This window comes from Buchnera aphidicola (Acyrthosiphon lactucae) (genome assembly GCF_005083565.1).
In the GTDB taxonomy this organism is placed as follows: Bacteria; Pseudomonadota; Gammaproteobacteria; order Enterobacterales; family Enterobacteriaceae; genus Buchnera; species Buchnera aphidicola_AH.
The window spans coordinates 541028-557579 of sequence record NZ_CP034891.1 but is presented as its reverse complement, the minus strand read 5'-3'; the positions used below and the strand labels follow the sequence as shown (position 1 = coordinate 557579).

Annotated in this window: 25 protein-coding genes, 1 tRNA gene and 1 rRNA gene; 25 read left to right on the top strand and 2 right to left on the bottom strand. The window is 31.1% G+C overall.

All coding sequences use genetic code 11. From position 1 onward, the window contains the following. The first annotated feature begins 9 nt into the window (after positions 1–9). The 20 genes from rplP to rplQ all read left to right on the top strand — a co-directional run bounded on the left by rplP (position 10) and on the right by rplQ (position 9513). Positions 10–420: a 50S ribosomal protein L16 gene (gene rplP, locus D9V61_RS02630; RefSeq protein ID WP_158339677.1), complete on the top strand. Its 411-nt coding sequence runs from the start codon at positions 10–12 to the stop codon at positions 418–420. Then, positions 420–617 carry a 50S ribosomal protein L29 gene (rpmC, locus tag D9V61_RS02625; RefSeq protein WP_158339676.1) on the top strand — a complete coding sequence of 66 codons (198 nt, stop codon included), beginning with the start codon at positions 420–422 and terminating at the stop codon, positions 615–617. Before rplP ends, rpmC begins: the two co-directional genes overlap by 1 nt. Beyond that, positions 614–868 (top strand): 30S ribosomal protein S17, encoded by a 255-nt coding sequence (rpsQ, locus tag D9V61_RS02620; protein ID WP_187308788.1) that lies wholly within the window; start codon positions 614–616, stop codon positions 866–868. Before rpmC ends, rpsQ begins: the two co-directional genes overlap by 4 nt. A 134-nt stretch (positions 869–1002) precedes the next feature. Continuing rightward, entirely contained in the window at positions 1003–1371 is a 369-nt protein-coding gene (gene rplN, locus D9V61_RS02615; RefSeq protein ID WP_158339674.1) for a 50S ribosomal protein L14, read from the top strand. A 25-nt stretch (positions 1372–1396) separates the two neighbouring features. Beyond that, the gene (gene rplX / locus D9V61_RS02610; RefSeq protein ID WP_158339673.1) at positions 1397–1711 is read left to right on the top strand and encodes a 50S ribosomal protein L24; all 315 of its coding nucleotides are present in this window, start codon (positions 1397–1399) and stop codon (positions 1709–1711) included. Positions 1712–1725: 14 nt separating this feature from the next. Then, positions 1726–2265 (top strand): 50S ribosomal protein L5, encoded by a 540-nt coding sequence (gene rplE / locus D9V61_RS02605; protein WP_158339672.1) that lies wholly within the window; start codon positions 1726–1728, stop codon positions 2263–2265. A 13-nt stretch (positions 2266–2278) separates the two neighbouring features. Continuing rightward, positions 2279–2584: a 30S ribosomal protein S14 gene (rpsN, locus tag D9V61_RS02600; RefSeq protein WP_158339671.1), complete on the top strand. Its 306-nt coding sequence runs from the start codon at positions 2279–2281 to the stop codon at positions 2582–2584. A gap of 31 nt (positions 2585–2615) precedes the next feature. Then, on the top strand, positions 2616–3008 hold the full coding sequence (gene rpsH / locus D9V61_RS02595; RefSeq protein WP_158339670.1) for a 30S ribosomal protein S8: 393 nt from the start codon (positions 2616–2618) through the stop codon (positions 3006–3008). Between the two features lie 13 nt (positions 3009–3021). Beyond that, on the top strand, positions 3022–3558 hold the full coding sequence (gene rplF / locus D9V61_RS02590; protein ID WP_158339669.1) for a 50S ribosomal protein L6: 537 nt from the start codon (positions 3022–3024) through the stop codon (positions 3556–3558). Between the two features lies 1 nt (position 3559). Continuing rightward, a complete protein-coding gene (gene rplR / locus D9V61_RS02585) occupies positions 3560–3928 on the top strand; it encodes a 50S ribosomal protein L18 (RefSeq protein ID WP_158339668.1) in 369 nt (122 codons plus the stop codon). A 15-nt stretch (positions 3929–3943) separates the two neighbouring features. After that, entirely contained in the window at positions 3944–4447 is a 504-nt protein-coding gene (rpsE, locus tag D9V61_RS02580) for a 30S ribosomal protein S5 (RefSeq protein ID WP_158339667.1), read from the top strand. A 10-nt stretch (positions 4448–4457) separates the two neighbouring features. Then, the gene (gene rpmD, locus D9V61_RS02575; RefSeq protein ID WP_158339666.1) at positions 4458–4637 is read left to right on the top strand and encodes a 50S ribosomal protein L30; all 180 of its coding nucleotides are present in this window, start codon (positions 4458–4460) and stop codon (positions 4635–4637) included. Between the two features lie 4 nt (positions 4638–4641). Continuing rightward, entirely contained in the window at positions 4642–5076 is a 435-nt protein-coding gene (gene rplO / locus D9V61_RS02570; RefSeq protein WP_158339665.1) for a 50S ribosomal protein L15, read from the top strand. A 10-nt stretch (positions 5077–5086) separates the two neighbouring features. Further along, positions 5087–6400 carry a preprotein translocase subunit SecY gene (gene secY, locus D9V61_RS02565; RefSeq protein WP_158339664.1) on the top strand — a complete coding sequence of 438 codons (1314 nt, stop codon included), beginning with the start codon at positions 5087–5089 and terminating at the stop codon, positions 6398–6400. A 32-nt stretch (positions 6401–6432) separates the two neighbouring features. Next, complete coding sequence (gene rpmJ / locus D9V61_RS02560; protein ID WP_014499634.1) at positions 6433–6549, top strand: 50S ribosomal protein L36; 117 nt, start codon at positions 6433–6435, stop codon at positions 6547–6549. 88 nt (positions 6550–6637) lie between these two features. After that, positions 6638–6994: a 30S ribosomal protein S13 gene (rpsM, locus tag D9V61_RS02555; protein WP_158339663.1), complete on the top strand. Its 357-nt coding sequence runs from the start codon at positions 6638–6640 to the stop codon at positions 6992–6994. A gap of 17 nt (positions 6995–7011) precedes the next feature. Beyond that, positions 7012–7407: a 30S ribosomal protein S11 gene (gene rpsK, locus D9V61_RS02550; protein WP_158339662.1), complete on the top strand. Its 396-nt coding sequence runs from the start codon at positions 7012–7014 to the stop codon at positions 7405–7407. 28 nt (positions 7408–7435) lie between these two features. After that, on the top strand, positions 7436–8056 hold the full coding sequence (gene rpsD, locus D9V61_RS02545) for a 30S ribosomal protein S4 (RefSeq protein ID WP_158339661.1): 621 nt from the start codon (positions 7436–7438) through the stop codon (positions 8054–8056). A gap of 28 nt (positions 8057–8084) precedes the next feature. Continuing rightward, complete coding sequence (locus D9V61_RS02540) at positions 8085–9074, top strand: DNA-directed RNA polymerase subunit alpha (RefSeq protein ID WP_158339660.1); 990 nt, start codon at positions 8085–8087, stop codon at positions 9072–9074. Positions 9075–9120: 46 nt separating this feature from the next. Continuing rightward, positions 9121–9513, top strand: a complete 393-nt coding sequence (gene rplQ, locus D9V61_RS02535; protein ID WP_158339659.1) for a 50S ribosomal protein L17 — start codon at positions 9121–9123, stop codon at positions 9511–9513. Positions 9514–9641: 128 nt separating this feature from the next. Here the strand turns inward: rplQ and fmt are convergent, their stop codons facing one another. Together fmt and def are read right to left on the bottom strand one after the other, a co-directional pair. Beyond that, positions 9642–10586, bottom strand: coding sequence for a methionyl-tRNA formyltransferase (gene fmt, locus D9V61_RS02530; RefSeq protein WP_158339658.1), 945 nt, complete (start codon positions 10584–10586; stop codon positions 9642–9644). 18 nt (positions 10587–10604) lie between these two features. Next, entirely contained in the window at positions 10605–11117 is a 513-nt protein-coding gene (gene def, locus D9V61_RS02525) for a peptide deformylase (protein ID WP_158339657.1), read from the bottom strand. Between the two features lie 197 nt (positions 11118–11314). On the opposite strand from def, the gene D9V61_RS02520 reads away from it, so the two are divergent. The 5 genes from D9V61_RS02520 (at position 11315) to D9V61_RS02500 (ending at position 16517) form a co-directional block, all read left to right on the top strand. Then, positions 11315–11788: a DUF494 family protein gene (locus D9V61_RS02520; protein WP_158339656.1), complete on the top strand. Its 474-nt coding sequence runs from the start codon at positions 11315–11317 to the stop codon at positions 11786–11788. Positions 11789–11884: 96 nt separating this feature from the next. Then, positions 11885–12412 (top strand): Sua5/YciO/YrdC/YwlC family protein, encoded by a 528-nt coding sequence (locus D9V61_RS02515; RefSeq protein ID WP_158339770.1) that lies wholly within the window; start codon positions 11885–11887, stop codon positions 12410–12412. Next, positions 12405–13226, top strand: coding sequence for a shikimate dehydrogenase (gene aroE / locus D9V61_RS02510; RefSeq protein WP_158339655.1), 822 nt, complete (start codon positions 12405–12407; stop codon positions 13224–13226). Before D9V61_RS02515 ends, aroE begins: the two co-directional genes overlap by 8 nt. A gap of 145 nt (positions 13227–13371) precedes the next feature. After that, a tRNA-Glu gene (locus D9V61_RS02505) sits at positions 13372–13444 on the top strand. A 159-nt stretch (positions 13445–13603) separates the two neighbouring features. After that, a 23S ribosomal RNA gene (locus D9V61_RS02500) occupies positions 13604–16517 on the top strand. The last annotated feature ends 35 nt before the right edge of the window (positions 16518–16552 follow it).

The following is a 16552-nucleotide window of genomic DNA, read 5'->3' as shown; positions in this document are numbered from 1 at the left end:
AATCTAATAATGTTACAACCCAAACGCACTAAATTTCGGAAAATGCATAAAGGTCGAAATCGTGGTTTAGCATCTGGTACTAATATTAACTTTGGTTCTTTTGGTTTACAAGCCATTGATAGAGGACGCTTAACTGCTCGTCAAATTGAATCTGCGCGAAGAGCTATAACTCGTTGTATTAAAAGACAAGGAAAAATGTGGATACGCATATTTCCTGATAAACCGATCACTCAAAAACCATTAGAAGTACGAATGGGAAAAGGTAAAGGTAATGTTGAATACTGGGTAGCTTTAGTACAACCTGGTAAAATTCTTTATGAATTAGATGGAGTTACTGAAGAAGAATCTCGTGAAGCATTTAAACTAGCAGCAGCAAAGTTACCAATTAAAACTACTTTTGTAACTAAGATGGTGATGTAATGAAAGCAATAGTAGAATTTAGAAAAAAAAATACAAAAGATCTTTATACAGAACTTTTACAATTATTACGAGAACAATTTAATCTTCGGATGCAATCTGTTTCTGGAAAATTAAAACAGCCCCATTTATTAAGAAAAGTTAGACGAAATATTGCACAAGTAAAGACTTTGTTAGATGAAAAAGAAAGGATAAAATAATGCAAAAAATTCGAACATTACAAGGTCGTGTGATAAGTAATAAGATGCAAAAATCTGCAGTAGTAGCAATCGAACGTTTTGTAAAACATGTTATTTATGGAAAATTTATTAAACGTACTACAAAACTTCATATTCATGATGAGAAAAATGAATGTACTATAGGGGATTTAATAGAGATTAAAGAATCTCGTCCAATCTCCAAAAAAAAATCGTGGGTTTTAGTTCGTATTATCGAAAAAACAGTGTTTTAAAAGATAAAAAACATGAACAAACTCAGGTCTGCTCATGTTTTATATTAATAAAATTCAAGTAGTGTTATAATTAAATTATTTTAATTAATAATTTTTTTATTGAGTCTAATTAGAATGACTGGAGTTTTAAAAATATGATTCAAGAACAAACTATTCTCCATGTAGCTGATAATTCAGGTGCACGATCTGCTATGTGTATTAAAGTTTTAGGTGGTTCACGTCGTCGTTATGCAGGCATCGGTGATGTAATTAAAATCACAATTAAGGAAGCAATACCTAGAGGAAAAGTAAAAAAAGGTGAGGTTCTTAAAGCAGTGGTAGTGAGAACTAAAAAAGGAGTTAGACGATCTGATGGTTCTGTTATTCGTTTTGACACTAATGCTTGTGTTGTGTTAAATAATAATGAACAACCTATTGGAACTCGTATTTTTGGACCTATTACTCGTGAATTAAGAACAGAAAAATTTATGAAAATTATTTCATTAGCTCCTGAAGTTCTTTAATAATATAATTTTTAAGGAATAAATAATGGCATCAAAGTTACGCCGTAATGATTCGGTTATTATAATAACTGGAAAGGATAAAGGTAAAACAGGTATTATTAAAAGTTTTTTATCTTTAAAAAAAGTGATTATTAATGGTCTAAACTTAATTAAAAAACATCAAAAACCAATCCCATCTCAAAATAAAAATGGTGGTATTGTAGAAAAAGAAGCACCTATTCACATATCAAATATTGCTATTTTGAATCCTGAATCTAATAAATCAGATCGCATTGGTTTTAGATTCGAAGAAGGGAAAAAGGTTCGTTTTTTTAAATCTAATAGTAAAACGATTCAATAGTTTGGAGTAATATAATGGGAACATTATATAATTATTATAAATCAAAAGTTATTAAACAGCTTATGCTTAAACTAAATTATAGTTCGGTTATGCAGGTTCCTAAAATTGATAAAATCACCTTAAATATGGGCGTGGGTGCTGCTGCTTCTGATAAAAAAATTTTAGATAATGCTATTTTAGATCTAACAGCAATATCTGGACAAAAACCACTGATTACTAAAGCTCGTAAATCTGTTGCTGGTTTTAAAATTCGTCAAGGCTATCCTATTGGATGTAAAGTTACATTACGTGGTCAGAAAAAATGGGACTTTTTTGAGCGTCTAATCAGTATTGCTGTTCCGCGTATTCGTGATTTTCGTGGATTATCAAGTAATTCTTTTGATGGTCAAGGAAATTATAGTTTAGGAATACGCGAACAAATTATTTTCCCTGAAATTGATTATGATAAAATTGATCGAGTTCGTGGATTAGATGTAACAATAACCACTACTGCTAAATCTGATCATGAAGCTCGTCTATTATTATCTGCTTTTAATTTCCCTTTTCGCAAGTAAAATAAGGTTATCAATGGCTAAACAATCAATGAAAGCACGTGAAGTTAAACGTGTAAAATTAGCTAATAAATTTTACACACAACGTAATGAATTAAAAAATATTATTTCTAATATGACTTTTTCAGAGGAAGAACGTTGGAATGCAGTTCTTAAATTGCAATCTTTTCCCCGTGATTCTAGTCCATCACGTCAAAGAAACAGGTGTCGTCAAACAGGTCGTCCTCATGCTTTTTTACGTAAATTTGGATTAAGTCGTATTAAATTAAGAGAAGCTGCAATGAAAGGTGAAATACCTGGTTTAAAAAAAGCAAGTTGGTAAAATATACCTTTTCAGGTTTTGGAGTTTAAAAATGAGTATGCAAGATCCAGTAGCAGATATGTTGACTCGTATTCGAAATGGTCAATCAGCTAATAAATATTCTGTTAAAATACCTTCATCTAGATTAAAAAAAGCAATTATCGAATTATTAAAACAAGAAGGTTATATTAAAGATTATAAAATTATAGGTAAAATTAAATTAGAAATAGAAGTGGTTTTAAAATATTTTAAAGGGAAACCTGTAGTAGAAACGATTCAACGTATTAGTCGTCCTAGCTTACGTATATATAAAAAAAAGAATAATTTACCGAAAGTTATGTCAGGTCTAGGAATAGCAGTAATTTCTACTTCTAAAGGAGTGATGACAGACCGTATGGCTCGTCAAGTAGGTCTTGGTGGTGAAATTATATGTTCTATAGCTTAATAATGGAGAAACAATGTCTCGCGTAGCTAAACGTCCAATTATTATTCCTTCTGGTGTTAATATTAAATTAGATTTACAAGATATATTAATTAAAGGAAAATATGGTCATCTTTCACGTACTATTCACCAATCAGTTAAAATTGAATGTTTAAATGATAAAATAATTTTTTCACCACGTTTTGGTTTTTCTGATAGTTGGGCACAAGCAGGAACTTCAAGAGCTCTTGTAAATTCTATGATTATAGGTGTTTCTAGAAAATTCAGCAAGAAATTACAATTATCTGGAGTTGGTTATCGTATTTCTATAATAAAAGACGACATAATTAATATGTCATTAGGTTATTCTCATATAATTACATATCGTCTACCTAAAGGTATTAATATAGAAAATCCATCACCAACAGAAATTGTTATTCAAGGAATAGATAAGCAATTAGTTGGACAAGTTGCAGCTAATTTGCGTTCTTATCGTGTACCGGAACCGTATAAAGGAAAAGGCATACGATACGCAGATGAAATTGTACGCATGAAAGAGGCTAAGAAGAAATAAAATGATTTTTTCCAGTAAAAATAAAATAATTTCTCGTGTTCGTCGTGCTATGAAAACACGTTGTAAAATTAAAAAATTAGGTTCTATTCGGCTAGTTATTCATCGTACACCACGTCATATGTATGCTCAAATAATTTCTTCTATAGAATCAAAAGTATTAGTATTTGCTTCGACACTAGAAAAAAAAATAAATTGTAATTTAAAATATACAGGAAATAAAGAAGCTGCAGCAAAAATAGGTAAAATTATTGCAGAACGCGCTTTGTCAAAAGGAATCGATCATGTTTCTTTTGATCGATCAGGTTTTAAATATCACGGTCGTGTACAAGTTTTAGCTGAATCTGCACGTGAAACTGGACTGAAGTTTTAAGGCGAAAATTATAGTATGGCTAATATTGAAAAAAAAAATAATATTGATTTACAAGAAAAATTAATTACAGTAAATCGTGTTTCAAAAACTGTAAAAGGTGGTCGTATATTTTCTTTTACAGCATTAACTGTCGTAGGAAATGGAGATGGACGAGTAGGATTTGGTTATGGAAAAGCACGTGAAGTTCCTGCTGCTATTCAAAAAGCTATGGAAAAAGCTAGACGTAATATGATTACTATACCATTAGTAAATAAAACTTTACAACATGCATTAAAAGGTTCTCATACTGGATCAAATATTTTTATGAAACCTGCTTCTGATGGAACTGGAATTATTGCAGGTGGAGCTATGCGTGCAGTTTTAGAAGTAGCAGGAATACATAATGTATTAGCTAAAACTTATGGTTCTACTAATCCAATCAATGTCGTACGAGCTACTATGAATGGTTTAGTGAATATGAAATCTCCAGAAATGATAGCTGCTAAAAGAAATAAACGTATTGAAGATATACTAGGATAAATTATATTTAATGAAAAATATAAAAATTACTCAAATTAAAAGTGCTATAGGAAGATTGCCTAAGCATAAAAAAACTTTAATTGGACTTGGATTGCGTCATATCGGACATACTGTAATACGTGAAGATACACCATCTATTCAAGGTATGATTAAAAAGATTTCTTATATTTTAAAAATACAAGAGGAATAGAAACATGTATTTAAATGATCTTTCTCCAGCAAATGGAGCACGTCAAAATCGAAAAAGATTAGGTCGTGGCATCGGTTCAGGTTTTGGTAAAACTTCAGGTCGTGGTCATAAGGGTCAAAAATCTAGATCAGGAAGCAGCATTCGTCGTGGTTTTGAAGGAGGACAAATGCCTTTATATAGAAGACTTCCTAAGTTTGGTTTTAATTCTAGAAAAAAAAATATTACAACAGAAGTTCGTTTATCAGATTTGTCAAATTTATCTACAAATATTATTGATCTTAATATACTGAAAAAAGAAAATATTATTAAAAAAAACATTAAATATGCAAAAATCATTCTGACAGGAAAATTAAAAGTATCTTTAACAATCCGAGGTTTGCTTGTTACTAAAGGTGCTCGTTTTGAAATTGAAAATTCTGGTGGTAAAGTTGAAGGATAAGCGGTAAATAATGGTTAAGAAACTAGGATTAAATTTTAAAAATACTAAAAAAAGTGTTAGTGAGCTGAAACAGAGAATTATTTTTCTAGTAGCAGCTATCATAGTTTTTCGTATTGGTTCCTTCATTCCAATTCCTGGAATCGATACTACAATTTTATCTAGAATATTAAATGAACAAAAAGGCACTATTGTAGACATGTTCAATATGTTTTCTGGTGGCGCTTTAAGTCGTGCTTCTATTTTTGCTTTAGGAATTATGCCTTATATATCAGCTTCTATTATTATTCAATTACTTACATTAGTATATCCAACTTTATCTGAAATTAAAAAAGAAGGAGAATCTGGACGACATAAAATTAATCAGTATACTAGATATGCTACTTTAATATTAGCTCTCATACAGTCTATTGGAATTGCTACTACTCTTCCTAATATAATAGGAATGCGTACAATTATAATAAATACTGATATTTATTTTTATTTGATTGCTATCATAAGTTTAGTAACTGGTACTATGTTTTTAATGTGGTTAGGAGAAATGATTACAGAATATGGTATTGGTAATGGTATTTCAATTATTATTTTTGTTGGAATAATAGCTGGTCTACCATCAGCTATTGGAAATACTATTGAAAAAACAAGGCTGGGAGATTTAAATCTTTTATCATTTTTATTTGTTTTACTATTAATTTTTTTAGTAATTTTTTTTGTTGTTTTTATGGAAAGAGGACAAAGAAGAATTACTGTACATTATGCACAACGTCAACAAGGTCGTCGTATTTACTCTGCTCAAAGTACTCATTTACCTTTAAAAATTAATATGTCTGGTGTTATACCTGCTATTTTTGCTTCCAGTATTGTTTTATTTCCTGCAACTATTATATCTTGGTGTAAAGTAAATAATCAATGGTTAAAAACTATATCTTTTTATTTACAACCTAATCAACCTTTATATCTAATTTTTTATATATCTGCAATAATATTTTTTTGTTTTTTTTATACAGGATTAGTATTTAATCCTCGTGAAACAGCAGATAATTTAAAAAAATCAGGTGCTTTTGTTTCAGGAATTAGACCTGGTGAACAAACAGCAAAATATATTAATAAAATTATGTTAAGATTGACACTATTTGGTTCTTTATATATTACATTTATTTGTTTAATCCCAGAATTTATGCGAAGTGCTATGAATGTTCCCTTTTATTTTGGTGGAACGTCTTTATTAATTGTTGTTGTAGTTATTATGGATTTCATTACTCAAATCCAAACACTGATAATGTCTAATCAATATGAGTCTATGCTAAAAAAAGCTAATCTGAATTAAATATTTTATATTTTAAAATTAAAGGAAATATAATGAAGGTACAGGCTTCTGTAAAAATACTGTGTCGAAACTGCAAAATAATAAGAAGAAATAATGTTGTAAGAGTTATTTGTAGTAATGATCCAAAACATAAACAGCGTCAGGGTTAATAATTTTTATTAATTAAATTTTTTTAATATTAATTATTATCTTCAGTTTTATAGATTTATCTAAAATACATTTATAGGATTTGATAATATGGCACGTATTGCAGGTATTAATATTCCTGAAAATAAACATACTTTAATTGCATTAACTGCAATATATGGAATTGGTAAAAAACGTTCTAAATTAATTTGTTCTATTGCAAATATTTCTGAATATTCTAAGATTATAGATTTAAATGAAGAGCAAATTGATCTTTTAAGAATACATGTTGCAAAATATGTTGTTGAAGGTGATTTAAGAAGAGAAAAAACTTTAAACATTAAACGTTTAATCGATTTAAGTTGTTATCGTGGTTTACGTCATCGTAGAAGTCTTCCAGTACATGGACAAAGAACTAAAACTAATGCAAGAACTTGTAAAGGTCCTCGAAAACCAATAAAAAAATAATTTAGGTAAGATTAATTATGGTAAAGAATTCAGCATCTGTTCGTACACGTAGACGTGCAAAAAAACAAATTTTAGATGGTATAGCTCATATTCATGCTTCTTTTAATAATACTATTGTCACTATTACTGATAGACAAGGGAATGCTTTAGGTTGGGCAACTTCAGGAGGTTCTGGTTTTCGGGGTTCTAGAAAATCTACTCCTTTTGCAGCACAAGTTGCTGCTGAACGTTGTGCAGAAATCGTAAAAGATTATGGTATAAAAAATTTAGAAGTTATGGTTAAAGGGCCCGGTCCCGGTAGAGAATCTACAATTCGAGCTTTAAATGCAGCTGGATTTCGTATTACAAATATTACTGATGTGACTCCAATTCCTCATAATGGTTGTCGTCCTCCTAAAAAACGTCGTGTATAATTTTTAGGAATTTTTTTTGGAGAATAAAATGGCAAAATATTTAGGCCCAAAATTAAAATTAAGTCGACGTGAAGGTACTGATCTATTTCTTAAATCAGGTCTTCGTCCAATAGAATCAAAATGTAAATTAGAACAGCCTCCTGGACAACATGGTATTCGTAAACCTAGATTATCTGATTATGCTGTCCAATTACGTGAAAAGCAAAAAGTACGTCGTTTATACGGTGTTTTAGAACGACAATTTAAAATATATTATAAAATAGCTGCTAGTTTAAAAGGTAATACCGGAGCAAATTTATTACAGTTATTAGAATCTAGATTAGATAATGTGGTTTATCGTATGGGTTTTGGTTGTACGCGTGCTGAATCAAGACAATTAATTAATCATAAATGTATCATGGTTAATAATAAAATTGTTAATATTGCTTCATATCAAATTGTTCCTAATGATCTAATTTCTATTAGAAATAAATCTCAAAATCAATCACGAATAAAAGCTGCTTTAGAACTTGTTGAACAAAGAGAAAAACCAATCTGGTTAGAAGTTAATCCAATTAAAATGACAGGTATTTTTAAAAGATTTCCTGAACGTTCTGATTTATCTGCAGAAATTAATGAATACTTAATTGTTGAACTTTATTCTAAATAATAAATTTAGTTATTAATAAGAGGACAACATGCAGAATTCTATCATGAATTTTTTAAAACCCCGTTTAGTGGATATTGAACAAATTAGTGCAACTCATACTAAAGTGACTTTAGAACCATTAGAAAGAGGATTTGGTCATACGCTTGGAAATGCACTTCGTAGAATTCTCCTTTCTTCCATGCCAGGATGTGCTGTAACTGAAGTTGAAATTGATGGAGTACTTCATGAGTACAGCACTAAAGAAGGTATACAAGAAGATATTCTAGAAATATTATTAAATTTAAAAGAATTAGCTGTAAAATTATATGGTAAAGATGAAGCTTTTCTTACATTGAATAAATCTGGTATTGGTTCAGTTACTGCTGCAGACATCATACATGATGGCGATGTTGAAATTATTAAACCAGAACACGTTATTTGTCACTTAACTTATGAAAATGCTTCTATTAAGATGAGAATAAAAGTGCAACGTGGAAGAGGTTATATTCCTGCTTCTTCGAGAATTCATTTAGAAGAAGATTCTCGACCAATAGGTTGTTTATTAGTTGATGCTTGTTATAGTCCCATAGACAGAATTTCTTATAATGTAGAAGCTGCACGTGTAGAACAAAGAACTGATTTAGATAAATTAGTAATTGAAATGGAAACAAATGGAACGATTGATCCAGAAGAAGCAATTCGACGAGCAGCTACTATTTTAGCAGAACAATTAGAAGCTTTTGTTGATTTAAGAGATGTTCGTGAACCTGAAATTAAAGAAGAAAAACCTGAATTTGAACCTATTTTATTACGTCCAGTAGATGATTTAGAACTGACAGTACGTTCTGCAAATTGTCTTAAAGCAGAATCTATACATTATATTGGTGATTTGGTACAAAGAACTGAAGTAGAACTTTTAAAAACTCCTAATTTGGGAAAAAAATCTTTAACTGAAATTAAAGATATATTAGCTTCTCGAAGTTTATCTCTTGGTATGAGATTAGAAAATTGGCCACCATCAAGTATTTTAGATGAATAATTTATATTTTATTTTATATTAATATCTTAATAGAAGGAATAAATTTATGCGTCATCGGAAAAGTGGTCGTAAATTAAATCGTAATAGTGCTCATCTTAATTCTATGTTAAAAAATATGGCATGTTCGTTATTTACGCATGAAGTTATAAAAACTACTTTAGCAAAAGCAAAAGAACTGCGTCGTATTGTCGAGCCTATTATTACTTTATCTAAAACAGACACTGTTGCACACAGACGATTAGTATTTTCTCGTATTCGTGACAATACAATTGTAGCAAAATTATTTAAAAATTTAGGGCCTTTTTTTTTTAGTAGATTAGGAGGTTATACTCGTATTTTAAAATGTGGATTTCGATCTGGAGATAAAGCTCCAATGGCCTATATTGAATTAGTTGATCGTGTTAAAAAAAATAAAAAAGAAGAAATTATAGAAGAATAAAATGTATGTTGTTTTTATAAAAAATTATTAAAAATAATTTTAAAGCAAACGGAAATATACCGTTTGCTTATTTTTTATAATATAGATTTTTTTAAGAAACAATATTTTTAAAATATATAAATATTTTTTTATATGATTGTACCAATTTTAAATAGATTTTTTTTAGAAATAATTATATTTTTAACATCCATAATTTTTTTTCCAGGTAATTGTAGTTTCTCGATATTTAATATTTGATAAGATGTATTTATTTGAATTCCATCTTTATTAGAGGATATAATCTCTCCTGCAGAGAAATGTGATCGTACAATAGGAATCACTTTTGATTGCCATACCTTTATAGTCTTATTTTCTAATAAAAAATAACATACGGGCCATGGATTAAATGCTCGTATTAAACGTTCTAATCTTTCAGCTGCTAAATTCCAGTTTAATAAACCATCTTTTTTACATATTTTTTTTGATAAAATTACATTTTTTTCATTTTGTTTTTTTTTAATAATTGTATTTGATATGATTTTTTCCAGGACTTCTAACAGTGCTTGTATTCCAATTTTTATTAGTTTTAAAGATAAGCTTTGAGTAGTATCGTTTGAAGATATATTACATATTATTGAATGTATTATAGTACCAGAATCAATTTTATCATTCATGTTAATAATACTGATACCTGTTTTTTTATCACCATGTAAAATTGATGACTGAATTGGAGTGGCTCCTCGCCATCTAGGTAATAGTGAAGGGTGAACATTAATACAACCTTTTGGAAACATGGTAAGAATTTTTTTTGGTATTATTTTCCCATAAGATACAACTATCATTATATCTGCATTAAGTTTTAATAATTTATCTTGAAAGTTCTTATCGTTTAGGTTTAAAGGTTGTAAAATAGAAATTTTATTATTTATAGATAGTTTTTTTACAGGAGAAAAAGTGATTTTTTGTCCTCTTCCAGAAGAACTATCTGGCTGAGTAATTACTGAAATTACATCATGTGAAGAACTAATTAGTGCATTTAAATGTTCAGCAGAAAAATATTCTGTCCCAGCGAAAATAATTTTTAATTTTTTCAAATTTATTTTATTCCTTGATTAAGCATTTTTTTTTATTATTTTTTTAAATTTTTTCATTTTTTTATGAATTCTTTCTCTTTTGAATTTTGATAAATAATCAATAAATAATTTACCTTTAAGATGATCTATTTCATGCTGTATGCAAATCGATAATATAGATTCTGCTTCTATTTCTATTTTTTTTCCATAAATATTAATTGCTTGAACTTTTATATAATTATATCTTGGTATAGAAGCTCGGTATTCTGGTATAGATAAACATCCTTCTTCAATACTAATATCACCTTCTTGTTGAATAATTTTAGGATTAATAAGTATTAAATTATTTTTTTCTTTTTCCATTGTATTAATGACTATGATTTGTAACTGAATATTGACTTGAGTTGCTGCTAATCCAATTCCTTCTTCTTGATACATTGTATCTATCATATTATTTGCAATTTTTTGTATTTTTTTATTAATTATATTTACCGGTTTAGCAATAAGTCTTAAACGTGTATCAGGGTAATAGAGTATTTTTAACAAAGACATATATATTTTAGATGCGAAATAGTTGAATTTTATATATTAGTATAAACTTTTTTATTATAATTAAAAGTTTACTATTCTTATTTTTGATATTTTTTTAGTAAGAATTTTATTTATATTAATATTAATAATATTAATAATAACTTATATAGAATGTATTACTAAATATTTAAATTTTTTAATATGTGATTGAGGACGTAATGTTTGATATATTAATATATTTGTTTGAAAATTATGTAAATAGTGAATCAAGAATTTCTATTGATTACGATAGTTTGACTAATGATTTATTTGATATAGGTTTTCAAAAACGAGATATTTATAATGCTTTACGTTGGTTAAAAAATCTTTCTTGTTATAAGAAAAATATTATTTCATCTATTAATGTATTATCAAATCAGATTTCTACTCGCATTTATACTCCAGAAGAGTCTCTTAAATTAAATGTTGATTGTCGTGGGTTTATACTGTTTTTAGAACAATTAGAGATATTAACATTAGATACACGAGAAATGATTATTGAAAGAATTATGGAATTAGATATTAATGAATTAAATCTTGAAGATTTGAAATGGATTATATTAATTGTATTGTTTAATGTACCTGGATGTGAACTAGTATATCGTAAACTTGAAAATTTATTATTTAATTTTAAAGAAGAAGTTATTCATTAAATAATATCATTTTAAATCAAAAAAATAGTAATTTTATATGAGAAAATGTTAATGGATAAACATTGTTTTTCAAACTCATTACTTTATTGTATAAAAATGTTACATAATGATAATGTTATTGCATATCCTACAGAATCAATGTTTGGACTAGGATGTGATCCTACTAGTAAAAAAGCTGTGAAAAAATTATTAAATTTAAAAAAAAGAAGTGTAGAAAAAGGATTTATATTAGTTGCTGCAGATTTTAATCAGATAAAAATGTATATTAATGAGAAATATTTATCAAAAAGACAAAAAAAGAAACTTTTTTTTTATTGGCCTGGACCATTTACTTTTTTACTTCCAGCTCATCCTAAAGCACCTTATTGGTTAACTGGTAAATTTAACACTGTAGCTGTACGTGTAAGTGCTCATATTGAAATAATAAAACTATGTAATGCTTTTGGAAAAGCTTTAATATCTACCAGCGCTAACGTTTCAAATATGACTCCATGTTTTACTTCTGAAGAAGTTTTTAAATGTTTTGGTAAAGATTTTCCATTATTAAATGGAAATATAGGTAATGAAAAAAATCCCTCTAAGATCATTGATATTATTAATGGAAAGTTAATTCGCTATGTTTAAAAATCAAAAATTTAATTATGCTGTGTTTGGAAATCCTGTTAATCATAGTAAATCTCCTGAAATTCATGATTTATTTTCAAAACAGACAGGTATTTTGCATATTTACAAATCTGTGAATGTTCCATTAGATAGTTTTGATACTATTTTACATGATTTTTTTAATAAATATGGTCAAGGTGCAAATATTACTGCACCATTTAAACAAGAAGCATATTTTTTTTGTGATAAATTAACTGAAAGAGCTAAAATTTCTAAATCTGTTAACACATTTAAAAAAGTAGATAATAAGTATATTCTAGGAGACAATACAGATGGAATTGGCTTGTTGTCTGATTTAATAAGACTAAATTTCATCAAAAAGAATTATTCAATATTAATAATTGGTGCAGGTGGTGCAGTTAAAGGGGTTCTTTTCCCTCTTCTATCATTTGGATGTTCAATATTTATTTTAAATAGAACTTTTTTAAATGCTAAAAAATTAGTTTCACAATTTAATAAATATGGAAATATAGAGATCTTTAATAAACGTTCATTAAAAATAAAATTTTTTGATTTGATTATTAATGCAACATCAACATTAATTGGAGAAAAAGATGACTTTATTCCTTTATCTGTAGTTTCTTCAAAAACATGTTTTTATGATATGAATTATCGAAAAGATAATACATTTTTTATTGATTGGTGTCTTAAAATAGGAACAAATTTTTTTTCTAATGGGATAGGAATGTTAGTTTTTCAAGCGGCTCATTCTTTTTTTTTATGGCACAATATTCTTCCAAAAACAGATTATATTATTGATATTTTAAAAAAATAATCTTTTTAAAAAATATATAATATAAAATTTTATTTATAAATTTTTTTTTATATATTTTATCTAATAATAAAGAAATTACTTGACTCTTTTTTTTTGATCTGTTATTTATTATATTAATAAATAAAAAGTTATTTTCTATATTAAAGTCCCCTTCGTCTAGAGGTCTAGGACACCGCCCTTTCACGGCGGCAACAGGGGTTCAAATCCCCTAGGGGACGATAAATAAAAATATTTTTAAAATATTATATACTAATTCAAATTATTATGTTATTCTCAAAATAACTTTTAAATTAAAGTTAAAATTTTAAAAAACAAGCTCTTTAAAAATTCGGAAAACAAGCATATAACTTATTTTTTAAAACACCTGTGGGTTGTAAGGTTAAGCAAATAAGCGTACATGGTGAATGCCTTGGCAGTCAGAGGCGAAGAAGGACGTGCTAATCTGCGAAAAGCGTCGGTAAGCTGATATGAAGCGCAATAACCGTCGATATCCGAATGGGGAAACCCGATGCAATTTTATGCATCATTATTAACTGAATTAAATAAGTTAATAAAGCAAACCAAGGGAACTGAAACATCTAAGTACCTTGAGGAAAAGAAATCAACCGAGATTCCCCTAGTAGTGGCGAGCGAAAAGGGAACAGCCCAGAACTATAATCAATATAAATTATAGTAGAATGATTTGGAAATTTCAGCGAAACAAGGTGATAGCCCTGTATACGAAATAATTTATATTGTGAGTTCGAAAAGTAGAACGGGACACGAGAAATCCTGTTTGAATATGGGGGGACCATCCTCCAAGGCTAAATACTCCTGACTGACCGATAGTGAACTAGTACCGTAAGGGAAAGGCGAAAAGAACCCCGGCGAGGGGAGTGAAATAGAACCTGAAACCGTGTACGTACAAGCAGTGGAAGTATATTTTTAAAATGTATGACTGCGTACCTTTTGTATAATGGGTCAGCGACTTGTACTCTGTAGCAAGGTTAACCGAATAGGGGAGCCGAAGGGAAACCGAGTCCTAAATAGGCGTTAAGTTTCAGGGTACAGACCCGAAACCCGGTGATCTAGCCACGGGCAGGTTGAAGGTTGGGTAAAACCAACTGGAGGACCGAACCGACTGATGTTGAAAAATCAGCGGATGACCTATGGCTAGGGGTGAAAGGCCAATCAAACCGGGAGATAGCTGGTTCTCCCCGAAAGCTATTTAGGTAGCGCCTCGTGAACTCATCTACGGGGGTAGAGCACTGTTTCGGCTAGGGGGCCATCCCGGCTTACCAAACCAATGCAAACTCCGAATACCGTAGAATGTTATCACGGGAGACACACAGCGGGTGCTAACGTTCGTTGTGGAAAGGGAAACAACCCAGACCGCCAGCTAAGGTCCCAAAGTCATAGTTAAGTGGGAAACGATGTGGGAAGGCATAAACAGCCAGGATGTTGGCTTAGAAGCAGCCATCATTTAAAGAAAGCGTAATAGCTCACTGGTCAAGTCGGCCTGCGCGGAAGATATAACGGGGCTCAAACTATGCACCGAAGCTGCGGCAGTAAAAATATATTTTTTTACTGGGTAGGGGAGCGTTCTGTAAGCCATAGAAGATATATTGTAAAATATGTTGGAGGTATCAGAAGTGCGAATGCTGACATGAGTAACGATAAAGCAGGTGAAAAACCTGCTCGCCGAAAAACCAAGGTTTCCTGTCCAACGTTAATCGGGGCAGGGTAAGCCGACACCTAAGGCGAGGCTGAAAAGCGTAGTCGATGGACAACAGGTTAATATTCCTGTGCTTAATATTACTGCGAAGTGGGGACGAAGAAGGTTAAGTTATCCAGGTGACGGTTATCCTGGTTTAAATGTGTAGGTATGATAATTAGGCAAATCCGGTTATCTTTAATCTGAGGCATGATGACGAATCACTAAGGTGATGAAGTAACTGATACCACGCTTCCAAGAAAAGCCTCTAAGCATCAGGTAAAATTAAATCGTACCCTAAACCGACACAGGTGGTTAGGTAGAGAATACTAAGGCGCTTGAGAGAACCCAGGTGAAGGAACTAGGCAAAATAGTGCCGTAACTTCGGGAGAAGGCACGCTAGAATTAAGTGAAAGGATTTACTCCTATAGCTGAATCTAGTCGAAGATACCAGCTGGCTGCAACTGTTTATTAAAAACACAGCACTGTGCAAACACGAAAGTGGAAGTATACGGTGTGACGCCTGCCCGGTGCCGGAAGGTTAATCGAAGGGGTCAAAGGAAACTTAAAGCTCTGGACTGAAGCCCCGGTAAACGGCGGCCGTAACTATAACGGTCCTAAGGTAGCGAAATTCCTTGTCGGGTAAGTTCCGACCTGCACGAATGGCGTAATGATGGCCAGGCTGTCTCCACCTGGGACTCAGTGAAATTGAATTTGCTGTGAAGATGCAGTATATCCGCGGCAAGACGGAAAGACCCCGTGAACCTTTACTATAGCTTGACACTGAATTCTGAATTTTAATGTGTAGGATAGGTGGGAGGCTGTGAAGTTAAAACGCCAGTTTTAATGGAGCCAAACTTGAAATACCACCCTTTAAAATGCGGTGTTCTAACCTAGTGCCGTAATCCGGCACAGAGACAGTGTCTGGTGGGTAGTTTGACTGGGGCGGTCTCCTCCTAAAGAGTAACGGAGGAGTACGAAGATTGGCTAATCACGGTCGGACATCGTGAGGTTAGTGCAAAGGCATAAGCCAGTTTAACTGTGAGCGTGATAACGCGAGCAGGTGCGAAAGCAGGTCTTAGTGATCCGGTGGTTCTGAATGGAAGGGCCATCGCTCAACGGATAAAAGGTACTCCGGGGATAACAGGCTGATACCGCCCAAGAGTTCATATCGACGGCGGTGTTTGGCACCTCGATGTCGGCTCATCACATCCTGGGGCTGAAGCAGGTCCCAAGGGTATGGCTGTTCGCCATTTAAAGTGGTACGCGAGCTGGGTTTAGAACGTCGTGAGACAGTTCGGTCCCTATCTGCCGTGGGCGTTGGAAGATTGAGGGGATCTGCTTCTAGTACGAGAGGACCGAAGTGGACGCATCACTGGTGTTCGGGTTGTCATGCCAATGGCATTGCCCGGTAGCTAAATGCGGAAAAGATAAGCGCTGAACGCATATAAGCACGAAACTTACCCCAAGATTAATCTTCCCTGAAACAGAAATGTTTACTGAAGGGACGTTGAAGACTACGACGTTGATAGGCTAGGTGTGTAAGCATAGTGATATGTTAAGCTAACTAGTACTAATGACCCGAGAGGCTTAACCTTACAACACCAGAGGTGTTTTTAAAATAAATTTAATA

Coding starts and splice junctions, on each gene's coding strand:
- rpsH (WP_158339670.1), top strand. CDS start 2,616: ATGAGTATGCAAGATCCAGTAGCAGATATGTTGACTCGTATTCGAAAT.
- rpsE (WP_158339667.1), top strand. CDS start 3,944: ATGGCTAATATTGAAAAAAAAAATAATATTGATTTACAAGAAAAATTA.
- rplO (WP_158339665.1), top strand. CDS start 4,642: ATGTATTTAAATGATCTTTCTCCAGCAAATGGAGCACGTCAAAATCGA.
- secY (WP_158339664.1), top strand. CDS start 5,087: ATGGTTAAGAAACTAGGATTAAATTTTAAAAATACTAAAAAAAGTGTT.
- rplE (WP_158339672.1), top strand. CDS start 1,726: ATGGGAACATTATATAATTATTATAAATCAAAAGTTATTAAACAGCTT.
- rpmC (WP_158339676.1), top strand. CDS start 420: ATGAAAGCAATAGTAGAATTTAGAAAAAAAAATACAAAAGATCTTTAT.
- rpmD (WP_158339666.1), top strand. CDS start 4,458: ATGAAAAATATAAAAATTACTCAAATTAAAAGTGCTATAGGAAGATTG.
- rpmJ (WP_014499634.1), top strand. CDS start 6,433: ATGAAGGTACAGGCTTCTGTAAAAATACTGTGTCGAAACTGCAAAATA.
- rpsD (WP_158339661.1), top strand. CDS start 7,436: ATGGCAAAATATTTAGGCCCAAAATTAAAATTAAGTCGACGTGAAGGT.
- aroE (WP_158339655.1), top strand. CDS start 12,405: ATGTTTAAAAATCAAAAATTTAATTATGCTGTGTTTGGAAATCCTGTT.
- rpsN (WP_158339671.1), top strand. CDS start 2,279: ATGGCTAAACAATCAATGAAAGCACGTGAAGTTAAACGTGTAAAATTA.
- rpsM (WP_158339663.1), top strand. CDS start 6,638: ATGGCACGTATTGCAGGTATTAATATTCCTGAAAATAAACATACTTTA.
- rplX (WP_158339673.1), top strand. CDS start 1,397: ATGGCATCAAAGTTACGCCGTAATGATTCGGTTATTATAATAACTGGA.
- rplQ (WP_158339659.1), top strand. CDS start 9,121: ATGCGTCATCGGAAAAGTGGTCGTAAATTAAATCGTAATAGTGCTCAT.
- D9V61_RS02515 (WP_158339770.1), top strand. CDS start 11,885: ATGTTACATAATGATAATGTTATTGCATATCCTACAGAATCAATGTTT.
- def (WP_158339657.1), bottom strand. CDS start 11,117: ATGTCTTTGTTAAAAATACTCTATTACCCTGATACACGTTTAAGACTT.
- D9V61_RS02520 (WP_158339656.1), top strand. CDS start 11,315: ATGTTTGATATATTAATATATTTGTTTGAAAATTATGTAAATAGTGAA.
- rplF (WP_158339669.1), top strand. CDS start 3,022: ATGTCTCGCGTAGCTAAACGTCCAATTATTATTCCTTCTGGTGTTAAT.
- rpsK (WP_158339662.1), top strand. CDS start 7,012: ATGGTAAAGAATTCAGCATCTGTTCGTACACGTAGACGTGCAAAAAAA.
- D9V61_RS02540 (WP_158339660.1), top strand. CDS start 8,085: ATGCAGAATTCTATCATGAATTTTTTAAAACCCCGTTTAGTGGATATT.
- rplP (WP_158339677.1), top strand. CDS start 10: ATGTTACAACCCAAACGCACTAAATTTCGGAAAATGCATAAAGGTCGA.
- rplN (WP_158339674.1), top strand. CDS start 1,003: ATGATTCAAGAACAAACTATTCTCCATGTAGCTGATAATTCAGGTGCA.
- rplR (WP_158339668.1), top strand. CDS start 3,560: ATGATTTTTTCCAGTAAAAATAAAATAATTTCTCGTGTTCGTCGTGCT.